This window comes from Arenibacter sp. ARW7G5Y1 (assembly GCF_003201775.1).
Taxonomy (GTDB): domain Bacteria; phylum Bacteroidota; class Bacteroidia; order Flavobacteriales; family Flavobacteriaceae; genus Arenibacter.
Genome location: NZ_QJJZ01000016.1, coordinates 54,236 through 73,019 on the forward strand (window position 1 = coordinate 54,236; position 18,784 = coordinate 73,019).

Below are 18,784 nucleotides of genomic sequence, written 5' to 3' on the forward strand. Positions count from 1 at the left end.
TCTAGGCCATGGAATCCAATATCATCGAGATATCCTTCTCCGTGGTATCCGGATTAATAAAACAAAAACGAGCCGCCGTTTCATAAACACCCTTTTGTCTATACTTGGTGGGCGTTACAAGGGCAAAACCTTCCCGGTGATTTTTATAGGTCCATTGGGTATAATCTTCTGGAGACCATCCCTTTCTTCTAAACAAAACACAGGAAAGACTTGGCTCCCTTACCAATTCCACCAAGGGGTGCCTATTTATTAATTCCCCTGCCAAATTGGCCAACCCAATACCCTGATCAACTGCCCATGAATATTTATCGGTCCCGTGCATGGCCAGTGAAAACCAAAGCGGCAATCCCCTGACCCTACGTGTCAATTGTATTTGATAATCCGAAGGGTTAAAACCATGGGCACCCTCATCCTTAAATATTTCCAAATAGGAACCTTCCTGCGAATGCGCTTCCTTGGCCAATTCCGGATTTTTATAAATTATGGCCCCACAATCATAGGGTGAAAAAAGCCATTTATGCGGGTCAATGGTAATACTATCAGCCCTTTCTATCCCTTGAAACAAGGGCCGGGCCGATTTAGAGGCCAAGGCGCCCCCTCCATAGGCGGCATCCACATGGAACCAAAGGTTTTCGGTCTTGCAAATTTCGGCAATACCGGACAAATCATCTATTATACCAGCGTTTGTGGTACCCCCAGTTGCCACAACGGCAAATAACCTATCCCTTTGTTGGGCATCCAAGGAATTTAATCTTTCACTTAGGGCCTCTGCGGTCATCTTTTCCTCGGTTTCCACCAAAAGCACATCACAATCTATCACCTTGGCCATCGACTTTACCGATGAATGGGCTCCGGATGAGGTTATGATCAAGCCTTTTTTATTCACATTCCCCGGATTCTTCCTCCAATTTTCCCTAGCAGTTACCATGGCCGATAAATTGGCAGCCGTTCCGCCGCTGGTAAATACCCCGAACGATCCCTTTGGCAAACCAGTTAAGGTCACCAACCATTTCATAGCCTCATTTTCGCAAAATATGCCCCCTGCCCCTTCCATCCAATACGCTCCGTGAATACTTGATGCCGAAGTTACCAGATCGAACATGACCGCCGCTCTTGTAGGTGAGGCCGGTACAAATGCCAAATGTCTGGGGTGATCAATAGGTACGGTAGCTTTTATAAGTACCTCTTTAAACAACTGAAAAGCCCTTTCCCCGCCTATTCCATCGGGAGTTATTGTTTCCCCAACCAAGCTCTTTAACTCTTCTTCTTTTTTAGGTTTGCCCAATTCAGGAGCTGGGTGGGTAATTCGACCAATGGCGTATTTCATGACATCCAATGTCATTTCCACCATTTCAAAGTCTATTTTGTGCATGGACATAGTCTGTTTTTAACAAATATAAGCTTTTTGCCTATCTACAAGTCTGCCCGGAAGTGCAATAAACCAGTGTAGATCAATCCATTTTTACAATGGAAAACTCTCCGGAAAGTGGCCTGAGTGCCTTCATCAAATGCGGAATCAGTCGCTCTCCATACTCTAAATAAAGTTCTGAGAAATTAAGGTTGCGTTCTTGCAGTGATCTATTGGGGAAAAGTTGATTCTGAATATCCGTCATTCTCACTACATGGTCCTGTAACTTCCTTTTTTGCGCCTTCAGCAATCTGGCCTGCAAATTATCCAACCCCTTTAACTGTTTCACCTCCTGAGCTTTAACCGCCCCCAAAAAGGAGGCGTCCGTTTGGGCGGCCAAGTCGTACAATTCCTTGAACTGTTCCTGTAAATATTTTTTTTGGGGTGAAAAATCGATATCAATATTGGATATTTCCCTAATCTTTTTGTTTATAAAACTACTTTGCTTTAAAAAAATATCGGAAAGGGAAATATTCATTCTCCTTAATTTATCCATCTGCTTCCCTGTAATGACCAAGGCCGAATTTCGCAGCAATAATATTGGAAAAGGCACCTTCATTTCGGTAAACATGGGTTTCAATTGCAACCAATACGCCAATTCGCCGCCACCACCTATATAACACAAATTGGGCAAAATCACCTCCTGATAAAGAGGTCTGGTAATGACATTCGGCGAAAATCGCTCAGGATAATTCTCCAATTCCGCAAGAATTTCTTCTTTGCTAAATTCAATTTTAGTATCATTTATATAAAATCTACCATCCTGCTCCACAATCCGCTCACGGACCCCATCGATCAAATAAAAATAATTGATTTCCCTTGGATTGACCTGTATACCATATTTTTCCGGAAGTTGCTGTAGTTGATCTATGGTTTCAACCACCTTATTGTACGTAGCATTTTCCAGCAAATCGCGCTTTACATAAGGTACCAATAAACGCTTTAAGGCCGTATTGTTCCCATCCAAAATAACCAAACCGTGTTCGCCAAAAAGTTCATTGGCCAAAAAACGGGTGGCATCCGTAAGGTTATCGTGCTCCAAATATGCCCTACTAAACCATTCCTTAAGTTTACCGGCATTTATACTGTTGCCCATTTCATTGGAAAAAGCCTCTAGGATAGATTCCAGTCCATCGGTTGCCAAAGGCCCTACCGCACCTGAAACATTTTTATTCCATTGTAATTTTTTTCCCTTGAAATTGAAGTAGTTTATTTCATCAAAGTCATGATCTTCGGTCGCCATCCAATAAATAGGCACAAAGTTACTTTCCGGATTGGCCAGCTTCAGTTCTTTGGTCAAATTAATGGTAGATATGATCTTGTACAAGAAATACAATGGCCCGGTAAACAAGTTTAATTGATGCCCTGTTACTACCGTAAATGTAGAGGCTTCCTTAAGGAGCGATATATTCACCCTGGTATCCTCCGAAACATCAACATCCTTATACTGGTTTTTCAGAACCGAATACAGCACTTCACGATGGGCCTTAGGGAAATTTTGCTTGGCTTTGATCTGCTCCGCAAACTGATCTATTTGAGGTGGCCTCCCATAAAATGGGGACAAACATTCCTTCCCATCAAGATAGTCACATATTAAATTGGAAAAATAACCAGTTTTTTTAAAGGGTATACATTCGACTTCCATAGAAATATTGGTAATAGCTGGTAAAGATAAAATTATCCCTTTTTTCAGTTCCTAAAAATACGTTAAGAAGTTTAATATTCACCTTTTTAATATCTTTTTGATAGGCACCCTACCCTATGCTGGATGTGGCAAGTATTATTGAAAGACAACCAATATCACGAATATTCCTTAGATTTGATTCTTGCAAATCAATGGATTTAAATGAAAAAACTGCTACTATCCTTTTTTCTCCTTTCAACCTCCTTGGGTATTTCCCAAAAATTACTATCTCCGTCGGAATTTTTAGGATATGAATTGGGAACAGAATTTACAAGGCACCATCAAGTGGTGGACTATTATAAATATCTGGCCGAAAATGCTTCGGATCGTGTTAAATTGGTGGAATATGGAAAAACCAATGAACGTAGGCCCCTGATCGTTGCCTTTGTTTCTACTTCGGAAAACATGGCAAATTTGGAGAGCATTAGATTGGAGCACATGATGAATACCACGGGCCAGGGATCACCCACCAAGGCCGTCGTTTGGTTAAGTTACAATGTTCACGGCAATGAAAGCGTAAGTTCCGAAGCTTCCATGCAGACCACTTATGAACTTTTGACCAGTAAATCGGCTTATTTGGAAAATACGGTAGTAATCATAGACCCCTGCATTAATCCAGATGGTCGCGATCGATATGTTAACTGGTACAATCAATTCAAAAACACTCCCCACAATATAGACCCCAACAGCAAGGAACACCATGAAGGTTGGCTTAACGGGCGTTCCAACCACTATATGTTCGACCTAAACCGGGATTGGGCATGGCTTACCCAAATTGAGAGTCAACAACGTATAAAAGTTTTCAACCAATGGTTACCACATGTACATGTTGATTTCCATGAACAAGGAGTAAACAACCCCTATTATTTTGCCCCGGCCGCTGAACCCTTTCATGAAGTGGTAACCGATTTTCAACGCGATTTTCAGATTACCATTGGGAAGAACCACGCAAAGTACTTTGATGCCAATGGCTGGTTTTATTTTACAAAAGAAGTTTTTGACCTTTTATATCCCAGTTATGGTGATACCTACCCCACCTATAATGGCGGCATTGGAATGACCTATGAGCAAGGAGGCAGTGGACGTGCCGGACTGGGAGTAAGAACCTTTATTGGGGACACCCTTACCTTACATGACCGTATTGCCCATCATCTTACCACTGGTCTCTCTACCGTGGAAGTAGCTTCCAAAAACACAGAAAAATTAAATAGGGAATTCAAGAAGTTTTATCAGGAAAAAAGTTTCAAATACAAAAGTTACGTAATGAATGGGGATCCCGATAAAATTGATGCTCTTGCGAACCTCCTTAGGTCCCATGAGATTAAATATGGCTGGGCCAAAGAGGGTACTGCCAAAGGCCATCTTTATAGTTCGGGTAAATTGGGCTCCATAAAAACCACCCCATCCAGTTTGGTGGTTTCCAGCGATCAGACCAAAGGCACCCTGGCCCAGGTTCTTTTGGAACCCAGTACAAAGCTAAGTGATTCACTTACCTATGATATAACCGCATGGTCCTTACCTTATGCATACGGCTTGGAGGCTATTGCTTCCCAAGCATTAGTGGAATCTGTACCCTCTGGGGACTGGGAAATTTTCCCTCCCATGTCCGCCAACATCAACCTGGACACCTATGCCTATATAAGCGATTGGTCCAGCATGAAAGACGCCCGTTTTTTAACTGCATTGTTGAATGAAAATATCAGGGTGCGATTTGCTAAAAATCCTTTTCGGGCAGAAGGCAAAAAATTTGACCGGGGGAGCTTGATCATTACCAAAGGCGACAATAAAAACCACAAAGACTTTTTGGAAACCTTGAGTCGCGTTGCGAACAACACTAGGACCATATTGACCCCAGCCAATACCGGATTTGTGGAAAAAGGAAATGATTTTGGTTCCAGCTATGTCCCTATGATTACCGATACCAAAATAGCCATGCTATCCGGAGAACCTGTGAGCACCCTCGAATTTGGGGAAATTTGGCACTTTTTTGAACAACAACTTCACTATCCACTAACTATTTTGGATACCGAATATTACGATGAGGTGGATTTGTCCGAATACGACGTCCTTATACTACCCAACGGTTGGTATAGCCAATTCTTTACCAAGGAGAAACGACAAGAACTAAAGGACTTTGTCTCCAATGGAGGAAAGTTGATTGCCATGGAAGGAGCCATAAAAGGTATAAATGGGGAGAACGGGTTTGCCATAAAGGAAAAGGAAACAAAGAAAGACAGTACAGAGAATATACTCCCATATGAAGATGCGGAACGCGAAAATATTAAAAATGCAATTACCGGCGCCATCTTTAAAACCAAGGTCGACCAAACACATCCCTTGGCATATGGTTATGGCGATCGTTATTTTACCCTTAAATTAAGTGACGATGCCTTTGAAAAATTAGAGACCGGGACCGTGGTCTACTTGGAGAACGCCAATTCAAAGGTTGCAGGCTTTGCTGGTAGCGAGGCAAAGAAAAAAATTGCCAATACAATGGTATTCGGTGTAGAGGAAGTGGGCAAGGGCCAAGTTATTTATATGGTAGACAACCCATTGTTTAGGGGCTTTTGGGAAAATGGCAAACTCTTCTTCGTCAATGCACTTTTTATGGTAAAATAATGCAAGTAGGACCACTTCAGCCCTTTTACCAAACAAGTTCTATTTACTATCGCAACCTTTTAACATATTAATAAAAATCAAAAAAAAAAAAACATGTAGTAATTTTACACACCCCTTCCTAACCTAGGCACAAATTTGAATTTTATCCAGATCTTAAAATTGGACCAAAGCGGGCAACCCAAATATTTTGAATGCTTTACCCAAACCATACGATCGGTATAAGAAATAGCAACAACCATAAGATATTGAAACATGAAGAACATTTTTGAGAAAAAAGTAGTAGACGGACTTATAGAAAGAATCAATAAATTAACTCCCAAAAGCAAGGGAATATGGGGCAAAATGAATGTTGCCCAGATGTTGGCCCACTGCAATGTCCCCTATGAAATGGTGTATACCGAAAAGCACCCCAAACCCAACGGACCAATAAGGCTTATGCTTAAACTTTTTGTAAAAAAAACTGTGGTCGGTGAAAAACCTTATAAAAGAAATAGCAGAACTGCTCCAGCCTTCTTAATCGTTGACGAAAGGGATTTTGATGATGAAAAGATGCGATTGATAGACCATTTGATACAAACCCAAGAATTGGGGGAGGATTACTTTCACAATAAGGAATCACATTCTTTTGGAGCCTTGGGCAAAACGGAATGGAACAATATGTTTTACAAGCATCTCAATCATCATCTGGAACAATTTGGAGTATAGCAAATAAAGGAATATAGCTTTTAGCCACTTAATAAATACCTTCCCAGAGAGCTCTGTATCGTTCCCTGAAAAATGATTTATTATTTGAATATTATTCAATATTTTTACAGATTAATCAAAATACCAATTCCACTATCAATTCCCAATTTTAAATTTCATGAAAAGAATTACAAGTTTCTATCTATTGGCAATCTCCATTTTACTCCTCTCTTGTTCCCAAAAAAACAATAAGTTGGGCGACTTTAAATTGCTGCCACAACCTCAAGAATTTGAAGTGTCCGGTGTTAGTTCAATTTCCCACGATGGCATCCTCAAATTAAAAGCAGAAAACGGGGAAGCAACACCTGTAATCAACAAGGATATTTTAATGCTTGGAGCAGGAGGTAAATATACTTTGATCTACGGGATAGATGACAATCTTGATACTCCTGCCGAAGGTTACACCCTGTCTATTTCCGAGGAACAGATCCATATAAAGGCTAAGGATGAGACCGGATTGTTCTATGCCTTCAAAACCCTGGAACAATTGATGGTGGATGCTAAGGACCAGAAGGTGAACCTGCCACTGTGCCAATTAAAGGATTACCCCCTTTTAGCCTACCGTTCCATACACCTGGATGTAAAACACCATTTGGAAAAAACAGAATACTATTATGAATTGATGGATAAGTTAGCCAGCTACAAGATCAACGGTATTATTTTGGAAGTTGAGGACAAATTGAAATTTAAACGCCAACCTATAGTTGCTTCCGAAGATGCCTTGAGTATTGAGGAATGGAGAAAGATCAGTGATTACGCCAAGGACCGCCATATAGAAATCAGTCCATTGGTACAGGGTTTGGGACATGCCTCCTTTATTCTAAAGCACCCCGAATACAAGGAGTTAAGAGATAGTCCGGAAAGCGATTGGGCCTTTAATCCACTGGATCCCAAAACTTACGAAGTACAATTTGACCTTTATTTGGACGCAATGGAGGCTTTTCCTTACGGAAGATACCTGCATGTTGGAGGAGACGAGGTACACACTACTGGACGGGGCAGTAAGGAATCTCCTTTAAAACTACAGTTGATGTGGTTGGACAAAGTGTCCAAATTTGCTGAAGAACACGGAAAAACCCCTATTTTTTGGGATGATATGCCTCTAAAACAGGCCGATGTCTACGACCCCATGTTCAAAAAGGAAATGACACAGGAAGAAGTGGATCAGGTTTGGAAGGATAACGAGCACAAGTTATTGGAGTTTCTGGATATCTTCCCTAAGAATTGCATCTATATGCGATGGAACTATAGTTCACCACAAGCCTTGGGGAACATCAAGGCCATGCAATGGTTTACAGACCATGGCATGGAGGTTATGGGTGCCACGGCGGGGCAAACCAGGTGGGTTTTAATGCCTCAGGAAGAAAGTAATATGGAAAACATCCGATCTTTTGCGGTTAGCTCCATAGACAGTGGTCTAAACGGATTGTTATTAACCTTATGGGATGATGATTCACCGCATTTTGAATTGTACATGAGAGGTATCCTGGCCTTCGCTGAATATGCTTGGATAGGTGACAAACGAAATAAGGAGGAAATAAAATCGGCTTTTAGACAAAGGGAATATGGTTACACCATGGCCGATACCAATAAGGCTTTTATCACTGAACTTGAATCCCCAGTGGCCTTTTGGAAAAATGCACTACTTAAAAAGAACCAACGCAATTACCTTCCTAAGATGGAAGACCCCTTGAAAGAGGCCGTTATCGAATTCCCCAACAAAGAAAATATTGGGGCATGGAGCAAGGCCCAGGAGGAACGATTAAAGACTGCCGCCCAAACTTTATCCCTAACCGATAGTATAGCTAAAAAAATAGAGGATGCCCGTGCCCTAGCCTTGAGAAACGATTACAACCTACAAGTATATGCACAGGTAAACAAACTGGTAGGCTTTAGTCCAAAAATATTGCTGGCCCTACAAGATTACGATATGGCGCAAAGTAGGGAAGACATCATAGCCACCGCTTCAAAACTAAAGCAATTGGAGTCGGAATTTGATAGCCTTAGAAAGGAATTGGAAGTGGTATATGGCAAAACCCGTAAATTGAACAAACCGGATAGTTATATTTTAGACCAGGACCATCATGTGCATTTGGCAAATCAATCCTTAAATTTCGATTGGCAATTCTATGCAGAAATACTCTTCTTTAAAAAGTTGAACCAAGAACTTGAAAAGGAGATTTACATGGAGAATGCAGATTCCCTAAAAAAATAATTTTCCGCCAATATTTACTTCTGTAAAAAAAGGGGTGAAATATCTTGCGCCGATGTTAACAATAATAAGCGTTTAATTAAGTATATTTCGCCTCTAAATCCAATTTGGTAATCGGACTTAAGGAGCGTATATGAAAGAGAAGGAAGCCACCCGAATAAACAAGTTTTTAAGTGAAATGGGATATTGTTCACGTAGGGCCGCGGACAAACTTATTGAGCAGGGACGGGTAACCATTAATGGAAAAGTTCCTGAAATGGGCACCAAGATCACTACGGACGACGAGGTACGTGTAGATGGGGAACTTATTTCCGAACCACAAGAAAAGCCCGTATACATTGCCTTTAACAAACCTATTGGTATTGTCTGTACTACCGATACCAGGGTGGAGAAGGACAATATTATCGACTATATAAATTACCCAAGCAGAATATTCCCAATTGGAAGATTGGATAAACCTAGTGAAGGCTTAATTCTATTGACCAATGACGGGGATATAGTCAATAAAATTTTAAGGGCGAGAAACAATCACCAGAAAGAATATATAGTTACCGTAGATAGGCCCATCACCAAAGCTTTCCTTGAAAAAATGGCCAATGGGGTCCCTATCTTGGACAGGGTAACCCGAAAATGTGAAATTGAGGAAATTGGAAAGTTTCAGTTCCGGATTATTCTAACACAGGGCCTTAACCGCCAGATACGGCGCATGTGCGAGTATCTTGGATATAATGTAACAGCCTTAAAACGGATTAGGATCATGAATATTCAATTGGACGTTCCGGTTGGCAAATGGCGATATCTAACCGAAAAGGAATTGGGTGAAATCAATGAAATGATTTCCGACTCCACAAAGACCCATCACAAGTAAACATAAAAACAACCACCCCTAATTTAATTTTAATAACATGGCTATGAAGATGGAAGAAATAGAAAATATTGAGTTATTGTACTTGAGTGCGGACGACTACCAAGAGCTTAAAACAGCCATGATAGAATCTTACACCACTATGCCGGAATCTTACTGGCGGGAGCATCAAATAGACAATTTAATATCCAAATTTCCAGAGGGACAGGTGGTCATAAAAGTTAATGGCCATATTGCAGGCTGCGCGTTGTCCATTATTCTGGATTACGACAAATTTGAGGATAAGCACACCTACCAACAAATAACCGGAAATTACACTTTTAACACCCATTCCCCGGATGGGGATATACTTTATGGGATAGATGTATTTATAAAACCTGAATACAGGGGCATGCGTTTGGGCAGAAGGTTGTACGACTACAGAAAAGACCTTTGTGAACGCCTAAACCTAAAAGGGGTTGCCTTTGGCGGTAGGATTCCCAATTACCACAAATACATGGATAATTTATCCCCAAAGGAGTATATAGAGAAAGTAAAGCGTAAGGAAATAAACGACCCTGTTCTTAATTTTCAGATTTCCAACGATTTCCATCCCAGTAAAATTCTAAAAAACTATTTGGATGGTGATTCGGCCTCCAACGACTACGCCGTGCTTTTGGAATGGGACAACATATACTATGAAAAGAAGAACAAAAAGGCTAGTGTCGTAAAAAAGGTGGTACGGGTCGGACTCATACAATGGCAAATGAGACCCTATAAAAATTTGGATGATGTATTACAACAAGCAGAGTATTTTATAGATGCGGTTTCGGGTTATCGCTCAGACTTTGCCCTGTTCCCCGAATTCTTTAATGCTCCCTTAATGGCAGAGAACAATCATTTGTCCGAATCCGCTGCCATCCGGGAATTGGCAAAGCATACCTCCACCATTGTCCAACGATTTTCGGAACTGGCCATTTCCTACAATATCAATATCATATCAGGGAGTATGCCAGAAATAAAGGATGAAAGTCTTTACAATGTTGGGTATATCTGCAAAAGGGACGGTACCAAGGAGCGATATGAAAAGCTCCATGTAACCCCGGATGAGGCTAAAGTATGGGGCATGCAGGGAGGTAACGAACTAAAGGTATTTGACACGGATTGCGGAAAGATAGGTGTCTTGATCTGCTACGACTCCGAATTTCCGGAATTAAGTAGATTATTGGCAGACGAAGGAATGGATATTTTATTTGTCCCCTACCTTACCGATACGCAAAATGGCTTTTCCAGGGTACGGAATTGCGCCCAGGCAAGAGCCATTGAAAATGAGTGTTATGTGGCCATTGCAGGAAGTGTGGGCAACTTGCCCAAAGTTCACAATATGGATATACAATATGCCCAATCCATGGTGTTCACCCCCTGCGACTTTGCTTTCCCTGCCAATGGGATAAAGGCCGAAGCCACACCAAACACGGAAATGATACTTATTGTTGACCTGGATATAGATTTATTAAGGGAACTCAACCAATTTGGCAGCGTTAGAAATCTAAAAGATAGAAGAAAGGACATTTTTGAGGTGCGCAGAAAGAACTAAAACATGACCCCCACATAAAAGACCTTAAAGTATGCCGATCAACACATAGGGGCCAGGTACCTACTACGGCCAAATTGTGCTGGGATAATCATTAGGGCGAAGGCTCTTTCAATAGGTTGGTTGATTTAATTCTTGTCTCCCAAAAGCAACAATGCAAGCAAATTTGCCATGTACCTACACCGATTTCCCCCACAAAAATTGGCTTTAAATGCACCGCTAACTCTGTGGGCGTGTAAGACCAAACTCCAAAAGAAAGGGTTCAACACCTAGGGCCAACTAAAATTTAAACAAAATTTTCATAGGGTATTTCATTAAAAATCACTAACTTAGAAAGACGTATCGTTCATTGATATAAGTAATAGGCACATAGCTTGTATTTACCTTTGCCAACCTACACCAACTACTATTTAAATTTATTGCGATTACCTCTGAACGACCTGTACCATAAAATTTAAACAGATGAAACTCAAAAAAAATCCCATTGTAAAAACACCCCTTATAGCTGCAATATCAATTTTATTGTTCTTTGGGGCAATGCCCTCCGTTTCGGCGGCCTTCCCGTACCAAGATACACAGGAGCAGGAAAGTTCCTTTAACCAATACCAAGGTAAAATTATTGATAGTGAAACCAAACATCCATTGGTCTTTGCCACCCTTTCCATTGAAAACACGAACATTAGTACCGTCAGTAATACCGAAGGTTATTTTTCATTAAAAGTTCCCAAAGATATTAGCGAGGGACAGGTTATCGTTTCCTTTTTAGGATATAGGACCAAAACAATACCCTTAAGCCAGTTGAAGGAAAATAAAAATGAAATTGCCCTGGATGTAAGCTTCACGGAATTGTCAGAAGTAAGCCTTGCCGTACCGAAAGACGCAAAGGCCCTGGTTAAGGAGACCTTGCTCCGAAGAGGTGACAATTATTTTGACGACCCCACCTTAATGACTGCCTTTTACAGGGAAACCATTAAAAAAAGAAGGAAAAATGTATCCCTCTCAGAAGCCGTTGTCAATATTTACAAATCTCCCTACAATTCCGATCGTAAGGATGCATTACAACTGTACAAGGCCAGAAAAAGTACAGATTATGACAAATTGGATACCTTGGCCATTAAACTTCAAGGAGGACCTTTCAATACCCTCTTTGTGGATATGATCAAATACCCGCAATATATCTTTACGGAAGACACATTTGATGATTACAACTTTAGCTTTGAAAATTCCACCAAAGTCAACGACATACTTATCTTCGTTATAAATTTTAAACAAAAGGAATCTATCACAGACCCCTTATACCAAGGTAAATTGTACATAGATGCCGATAAAAAAATTCTTACCAGCGCCATTTATTCCCTAAACATTACGGATAGGGAAAAGGCTGCCAAAATGTTCGTTCGTAAAAAGCCTGCCCATGCCAATGTTTGGCCAACGGATATTGCCTACCGTGTGGATTACAGGGAAAAAAACGGAAAATGGTATTACGGATACAGCAACGTTCTATTGGAATTCAAGATAAATTGGGACGATCGACTTTTCAATTCGATTTATAGCATGACCTGTGAAATGGCCATTACCGACTGGGAGAAGAACACCACAGGTGAATCGCCCAAATATAAGGACCGGATTAAATCTTCCATAATTTTGGAGGACGAGGCCATTGGATTTTCAGATCCAGATTTTTGGGGGGAATACAATATCATCGAACCTGAAAAATCCATAGAATCCGCTATCAGGAAAATACAGAGACAACTAAGAAGGTCCAAGTCCAAAGAAGACTCCTCCTCCTTGGGCATGTAATTTTTTTATTTGAACAATAAAGTCCGTCAGGTTATTGGCGGACTTTTTTATGCGATTATTTATATCTTTAGGTGTCATAAAATATGATTAATGAAAAAAAGGAGACAGTTCTTTAAAACGGCCCTCGGGGCCGGGATAGCAACCATGGTGCCTGCAACAATATTTGCCAATCCTCTTGAAAAACAATCGCCCCCCACAAACCTAAAGCCCAGAGCATTGAAAAAGGGGGATACTATTGGACTTATTGCCCCTGGTTATGCCATAAAACCCGAAGTTTTGGTGGAGGCCAAAGCAACTTTGGAAAAAATGGGATTTAAACCTTTCCATACGGATCGCATACATGGAAACCATGGCTACTTTAGCAACACGGATAGGGAAAGGGTAGCAGATCTCAACGAAATGTTTGCCAATAAAAAGGTAGATGGAATACTTTGCGCACGTGGCGGATACGGATGTACCAGGATTATGCATTTAATCGATTATGAATTAATTGGCAAGAACCCCAAAGCTTTAATTGGTTTTAGCGACATAACGGCCCTTTTAAATGGTATACATCAAGAAACAGGACTTATCACGTTTCACGGGCCCGTTGGCAGCACCCTTAACGACCCCTATAGTATTGAGCAACTGCAAAATGTGGTAATGAAATCCGAAGATTTGCCACCCATTATTAACAATGTAAAAATATCAGATCTTGAAGAATATAGCAAGCCCGAATATGACAGGTATTGCATTCATCCAGGTATTGTAACGGGAAAATTGGTTGGGGGTAGTTTAACCTTGGTAAATGCCCTCATAGGTACTCCCCATGAAATTGATTTTACAGACGCCATAGTCTTTCTTGAAGATATTGAAGAAGCTCCCTATCGCGTAGACAGGATGCTGACCCAATTAATGCAGGGCAAGACCTTTAATAAGGCGGCAGGAATAGCCTTGGGCGTATTTAAAGGCTGCGATAGTGTTCCCAATCCCAAATCATTTACGCTTAGGGAAGTTATATTGGACAGAATTAAACCCTTGGGAATACCTGCCGTATATGGCATGACCTTTGGCCATATAGAAAATAATTTTACACTCCCCATAGGAATTAATGCAAAATTGGATACCGGGAAAATGACATTACAACTATTGGAAAAGGCGGTCCGATAAATATTAACCCCACAGATTACCCAACTGGAAATATTCCATAAAGCTAAATACCTCAAAAAACTAAGGAAAACATCTTAGGCCTGGCTGCTTCTAAGTAAACTACCTCGGGGCAAGCCTGCGAGGCATTCGTAGGAAACGAACTTTAATTTTCGAGGCAAGCCATCATTGGTTAGTTGGCCACCTCACTAATAAACTTCAGTCTGTACAACCTAAGTTCCTCATCCTCATATTCCCCATCAAATTCCTTTAAGGCCACTTCAAGATCGTCCGTATTGGCGTCCAAGAAATAATCGTGGATTTCCTCTTGCTGGTCCTCATCCAAAATCTCATCTATCCAGTAGGCGATATTTAATTTGGTACCACTAAAGACAATTTGTTCCATCTCCTTGATCAATTCGTTCAATTCCAGCCCCTTGGCCGAAGCAATATCATCCAACGGCAATTTTCTATCTACGTTTTGAATGATATAAAGCTTAAGGGAGGAATTGGCACCTGTACTTTTAACGATCAGATCATCGGGTCTTAAAATGTTGTTATCCTGAACATAGGCGGCAATTTGATCAACAAAGGGCTTCCCGTATTTTTTTGCCTTCCCTTCCCCAACGCCATAGATATTGACCAATTCATCCAAGGATATTGGATATTTAAGCGCCATATCGTCCAGGGACGGATCTTGAAATACAACAAATGGCGGAACCCCCAATTTATGGGCTTCCTTTTTTCTCAAATCTTTTAGAATCTTCAATAAATTATTATCTGCTACCCCTCCTGAAGATTTGGCGGCACTTACAATAGCATCATCGGTCTCTTTGTTGTAAACATGATCCATTGTCATCATAAATGATGTTGGATTCTCTACAAACTCTTTCCCTAGCGGGGTTACATGCAAAATTCCGTATTGTTCAATTTCCTTTCTAAGCAAACCAGCAACCAAGGTCTGCCGGATCAAAGCCATCCAATAGCCTTTATCCTTATCTTTTCCAATACCAAAGAATTCCTTTTCATCGGTCTTGTGAGAGGATATCAAAGCATTGACCTTCCCTATCAAGGCCCTAACCACCTCTTTGGACTTGAATTTTTCACTGGTGCCCATAACCACTTTTATGAGCTTAACCACGTCGGCCTTCGCCTCCTGTTTTTCCTTGGGATTCCTAGTATTGTCGTCCATTTCGGCACCCTCACCGTTTACCTCGTCAAATTCCTCCCCAAAATAATGCAGAATAAATTTTCTTCGTGACATTGAAGTTTCGGCATAACCTACTATTTCCTGTAGCAGGGCGTTTCCGATCTCTTGTTCCGCCACAGGTTTACCGGACATAAATTTTTCCAGTTTTTCCACATCCTTATAGGAGTAGAAAGCAAGGCAATGTCCTTCTCCCCCATCCCTACCGGCCCTACCGGTTTCCTGATAATAACTCTCTATACTCTTGGGGATATCGTGATGGATTACAAAGCGCACATCGGGTTTATCGATTCCCATCCCGAATGCTATGGTGGCTACCACTACATCAACATCCTCCATAAGGAACATGTCTTGGTGCTTGGACCTGGTCTTACCATCCAATCCTGCATGATAGGGTACCGCACTAACTCCGTTCACTTGCAATACTTGGGCCAACTCTTCAACACGTTTCCTACTAAGACAATAGATAATGCCCGACTTACCAACATTTTGTTTTATAAAACGAATGATGTCACTATCAACATTTTGGGTTTTCGGCCTTACTTCATAATAAAGGTTGGGTCTATTGAAGCTTGCCTTGAACACCTTGGCATCCGTTATTCCCAAATTCTTAATGATATCTTCCTGTACTTTAGGAGTCGCGGTAGCAGTTAGGGCTATTAAGGGAATATTATCCCCCAACCTGCCCACTATAGATTTAAGATTTCGGTACTCCGGCCTAAAATCGTGTCCCCATTCCGATATACAATGAGCCTCGTCCACCGCTACAAAAGATATCGTTTCGCCTTGTAAAAAATCCACATATTCCTCTTTGGTCAAGGATTCGGGAGCCACATATAAAAGCTTGGTTATCCCGCTGCTTACATCACTTTTCACCTGTTTGACCTCTGTCTTTGTCAAGGAGGAGTTCAAAACATGGGCCACTCCTATCTCGTTGGACACCCCCCTAATGGCATCTACCTGATTTTTCATCAGGGCGATCAAGGGAGATACCACAATGGCCGTACCTTCCTGCATTAATGCCGGTAATTGGTAACAAAGTGATTTTCCACCACCTGTGGGCATTATTACAAAGGTATTTTTACCTTGTACAATATTCTTAACAACATTTTCTTGTAAACCTTTGAATTGGGAGAATCCAAAATATTTTTTTAGAGAGGCATGTAAATCAATCTCATTTATACCCATTCCGTACTTCACCATTATTAATATTATATATTGGCGCCAACGCCAAAAGTGAAATTCCTTAAGTTAAGGAATTTTTGTCTTTTAAATAAGTATTTATTTGAAATATATTTGTTCAAATTTAAAATATTCTATAAACTTAAGTTTATGTAATTTTGTAAAATAAAGATAAGACTTTCTTTTAGGAAAATCATCACATAATTTTAATTTACTTTGAGCGACACCAAAGCTATATTGGCCATAGCAAAGAAAACCATAGATAATGAGGCCGAGGCAATATCCTATTTAGCAACCCTCCTAAATGAAGATTTTTCCAATGCGGTGGAATGCATCAGACATTCCAAAGGTAGGGTCATAATTTCCGGAATAGGAAAAAGTGCCCTAATCGCTTCCAAAATTGTTGCCACTTTAAATTCCACCGGTACCCCATCCATATTTATGCACGCCGCGGACGCCATACACGGTGATCTTGGAACCGTACAGAAAGAGGATGTGGTTATCTGCATATCCAAAAGCGGCAATACCGCGGAAATTAAGATGCTGGTGCCTTTGATAAAGCGGGGCAAGAACAAATTAATAGGAATGACAGGGAATCCCGATTCCTTTTTGGCGGCACAGGCAGACTATATCCTAAATACATATGTTGAAAAAGAGGCCTGTCCCAACAATCTCGCACCAACTACCAGCACAACTGCCCAGTTGGTCATAGGGGATGCCCTCGCAATTTGCCTATTGGAACTTAAGGGATTCAGCAGTAAGGACTTTGCAAAATACCACCCCGGAGGTGCCCTTGGAAAGAAATTATATTTAAGGGTGGGCGATATTGCCAGCAATAATCAGATTCCACAGGTACGTACCGATAGTGATGTAAAATCTGTGATTGTAGAGATATCCGAAAAAATGCTGGGTGCTGCGGCCGTATTGGAAAACCAAAAAGTTGTAGGAATAATCACGGACGGAGACATTAGGCGCATGCTCAACAAATATGACAATATCTATGGCTTAACCGCAAAGGATATCATGAGCGTCACCCCAAAGACAATACCCTCCGATGTCCTAGCGGTAAAGGCCCTGGAAACAATGCAGGCCAATAATATATCACAAATATTGGTCGTTGATGGAGAGAATTACAAAGGAATAGTACATTTGCACAATTTAATTAAAGAAGGAATACTGTAATGGCAAAAAATACTAAGACTCCAAATGAAATGTCGTTCCTAGACCATTTGGAAGAATTGAGATGGCATTTAATACGATCAACCTTGGCCATTGTTATTATAGGGGGGGTGGCCTTTTTAATGAAGGGCTTTATTTTTGATACGGTCATCTTTGGACCTATGATGCCAGATTTTCCAACCTATCACGTTTTTTGTGATTTTTCCAAGATGCTGGGTTTTAGCGAGGCGTTTTGCAATACGGAACCGGAATTTACGGTACAGAGTAGGCAAATGTCCGAACAATTCTCCGCACACATCTGGACTTCCATTTGGGCAGGTTTCATTATTGGATTCCCCTATGTGCTCTATGAATTATGGAAGTTTATTGCTCCAGGTCTATACGACAATGAGCGTCAGAATGCACGGGGATTTATCTTTATAGCCTCCTCTCTTTTCTTTATGGGGGTATTGTTCGGATACTACGTGGTAGCTCCATTATCCATAAACTTTTTAGGTGGCTATTCCATTAGTGACTCTGTGGTTAGGGAAATAGATTTGGTTTCCTATATAGCTACCGTAAGAGCAGCGGTAATTGCTTGCGGTCTAATATTTGAACTGCCCATTATCATCTATTTCCTGACCAAAATAGGCTTGGTTACCCCAGAAATACTTCGAAAATATAGAAAAATAGCACTCGTAGTGGTACTTATCATATCTGCAGTAATTACCCCTCCGGACGTGGCCAGCCAGATAATTGTGGCAGTTCCCATTTTAATCCTATACCAAATAAGTATATATATTTCCAAGGTCGTATTGAAAAAAGAGGCCAAAAAACAGAAGAAGAATGTCAAATCAAGTTAAGGAATTTAATGACTATCGTTTCAAAATGAACGAAAAGCTCCTGGCGGACAACAACAAGATCATAAAAAGAATCTTTAACTTGGACACCAATGCCTACGCCGCCGGTGCCCTGGACGTAAAGACCAAGGAGTTGTTGGGATTGGTTGCCTCCGCTGTGCTGCGCTGTGATGATTGTGTAAAATACCATCTGGAAAGCTCCTATAACGAAGGTGCCAGCAAGGAAGAAGTCATGGAAACTTTGGGCATAGCCACCCTTGTTGGTGGCACCATAGTAGTTCCCCATTTGAGAAGGGCCTATGAATATTGGGAGGAACTGGAAAAACAAGAAGGTTAAAAAAACTACA

13 protein-coding genes are annotated in these 18,784 nt (G+C 40.9%); 10 read left to right on the plus strand and 3 right to left on the minus strand.

From position 1 onward, the window contains the following. Position 1 precedes the first annotated feature (1 nt). Together C7972_RS19405 and bshC are read right to left on the minus strand one after the other, a co-directional pair. Entirely contained in the window at positions 2-1,372 is a 1,371-nt protein-coding gene (locus C7972_RS19405) for an aminotransferase class V-fold PLP-dependent enzyme (RefSeq protein ID WP_110357873.1), read from the minus strand. A 79-nt stretch (positions 1,373-1,451) separates the two neighbouring features. Then, positions 1,452-3,053 carry a bacillithiol biosynthesis cysteine-adding enzyme BshC gene (bshC, locus tag C7972_RS19410; RefSeq protein WP_110357835.1) on the minus strand — a complete coding sequence of 534 codons (1,602 nt, stop codon included), beginning with the start codon at positions 3,051-3,053 and terminating at the stop codon, positions 1,452-1,454. 201 nt (positions 3,054-3,254) lie between these two features. Between bshC and C7972_RS19415 the strand changes: the two genes are divergently transcribed. The 7 genes from C7972_RS19415 (at position 3,255) to C7972_RS19445 (ending at position 14,054) form a co-directional block, all read left to right on the plus strand. After that, positions 3,255-5,711, plus strand: coding sequence for a M14 family metallopeptidase (locus tag C7972_RS19415; protein ID WP_110357836.1), 2,457 nt, complete (start codon positions 3,255-3,257; stop codon positions 5,709-5,711). 252 nt (positions 5,712-5,963) lie between these two features. Then, positions 5,964-6,416: a DUF1569 domain-containing protein gene (locus C7972_RS19420; RefSeq protein ID WP_110357837.1), complete on the plus strand. Its 453-nt coding sequence runs from the start codon at positions 5,964-5,966 to the stop codon at positions 6,414-6,416. 157 nt (positions 6,417-6,573) lie between these two features. Beyond that, entirely contained in the window at positions 6,574-8,670 is a 2,097-nt protein-coding gene (locus C7972_RS19425; RefSeq protein ID WP_110357838.1) for a family 20 glycosylhydrolase, read from the plus strand. A gap of 130 nt (positions 8,671-8,800) precedes the next feature. Then, positions 8,801-9,535, plus strand: a complete 735-nt coding sequence (rluF, locus tag C7972_RS19430; protein WP_110357839.1) for a 23S rRNA pseudouridine(2604) synthase RluF — start codon at positions 8,801-8,803, stop codon at positions 9,533-9,535. Between the two features lie 43 nt (positions 9,536-9,578). Next, positions 9,579-11,108 carry a carbon-nitrogen hydrolase family protein gene (locus C7972_RS19435; protein WP_110357874.1) on the plus strand — a complete coding sequence of 510 codons (1,530 nt, stop codon included), beginning with the start codon at positions 9,579-9,581 and terminating at the stop codon, positions 11,106-11,108. A 459-nt stretch (positions 11,109-11,567) separates the two neighbouring features. After that, positions 11,568-12,905, plus strand: coding sequence for a carboxypeptidase-like regulatory domain-containing protein (locus C7972_RS19440; protein ID WP_110357840.1), 1,338 nt, complete (start codon positions 11,568-11,570; stop codon positions 12,903-12,905). A 90-nt stretch (positions 12,906-12,995) separates the two neighbouring features. After that, positions 12,996-14,054, plus strand: coding sequence for an LD-carboxypeptidase (locus tag C7972_RS19445; protein WP_110357841.1), 1,059 nt, complete (start codon positions 12,996-12,998; stop codon positions 14,052-14,054). Positions 14,055-14,223: 169 nt separating this feature from the next. On the opposite strand, the gene recQ is transcribed toward C7972_RS19445, so the two are convergent. Continuing rightward, complete coding sequence (gene recQ / locus C7972_RS19450; RefSeq protein ID WP_110357875.1) at positions 14,224-16,425, minus strand: DNA helicase RecQ; 2,202 nt, start codon at positions 16,423-16,425, stop codon at positions 14,224-14,226. 210 nt (positions 16,426-16,635) lie between these two features. On the opposite strand from recQ, the gene C7972_RS19455 reads away from it, so the two are divergent. Genes C7972_RS19455 through C7972_RS19465 form a run of 3 tightly spaced genes read left to right on the plus strand, consistent with a single transcriptional unit; the run spans position 16,636 to position 18,774 of the window. Then, positions 16,636-17,601, plus strand: a complete 966-nt coding sequence (locus C7972_RS19455) for an SIS domain-containing protein (RefSeq protein ID WP_110357842.1) — start codon at positions 16,636-16,638, stop codon at positions 17,599-17,601. After that, complete coding sequence (tatC, locus tag C7972_RS19460; protein ID WP_110357843.1) at positions 17,601-18,440, plus strand: twin-arginine translocase subunit TatC; 840 nt, start codon at positions 17,601-17,603, stop codon at positions 18,438-18,440. The genes C7972_RS19455 and tatC overlap by 1 nt, the downstream gene beginning before the upstream one ends. Further along, on the plus strand, positions 18,424-18,774 hold the full coding sequence (locus C7972_RS19465; protein WP_110357844.1) for a carboxymuconolactone decarboxylase family protein: 351 nt from the start codon (positions 18,424-18,426) through the stop codon (positions 18,772-18,774). Before tatC ends, C7972_RS19465 begins: the two co-directional genes overlap by 17 nt. Positions 18,775-18,784: the final 10 nt, after the last annotated feature.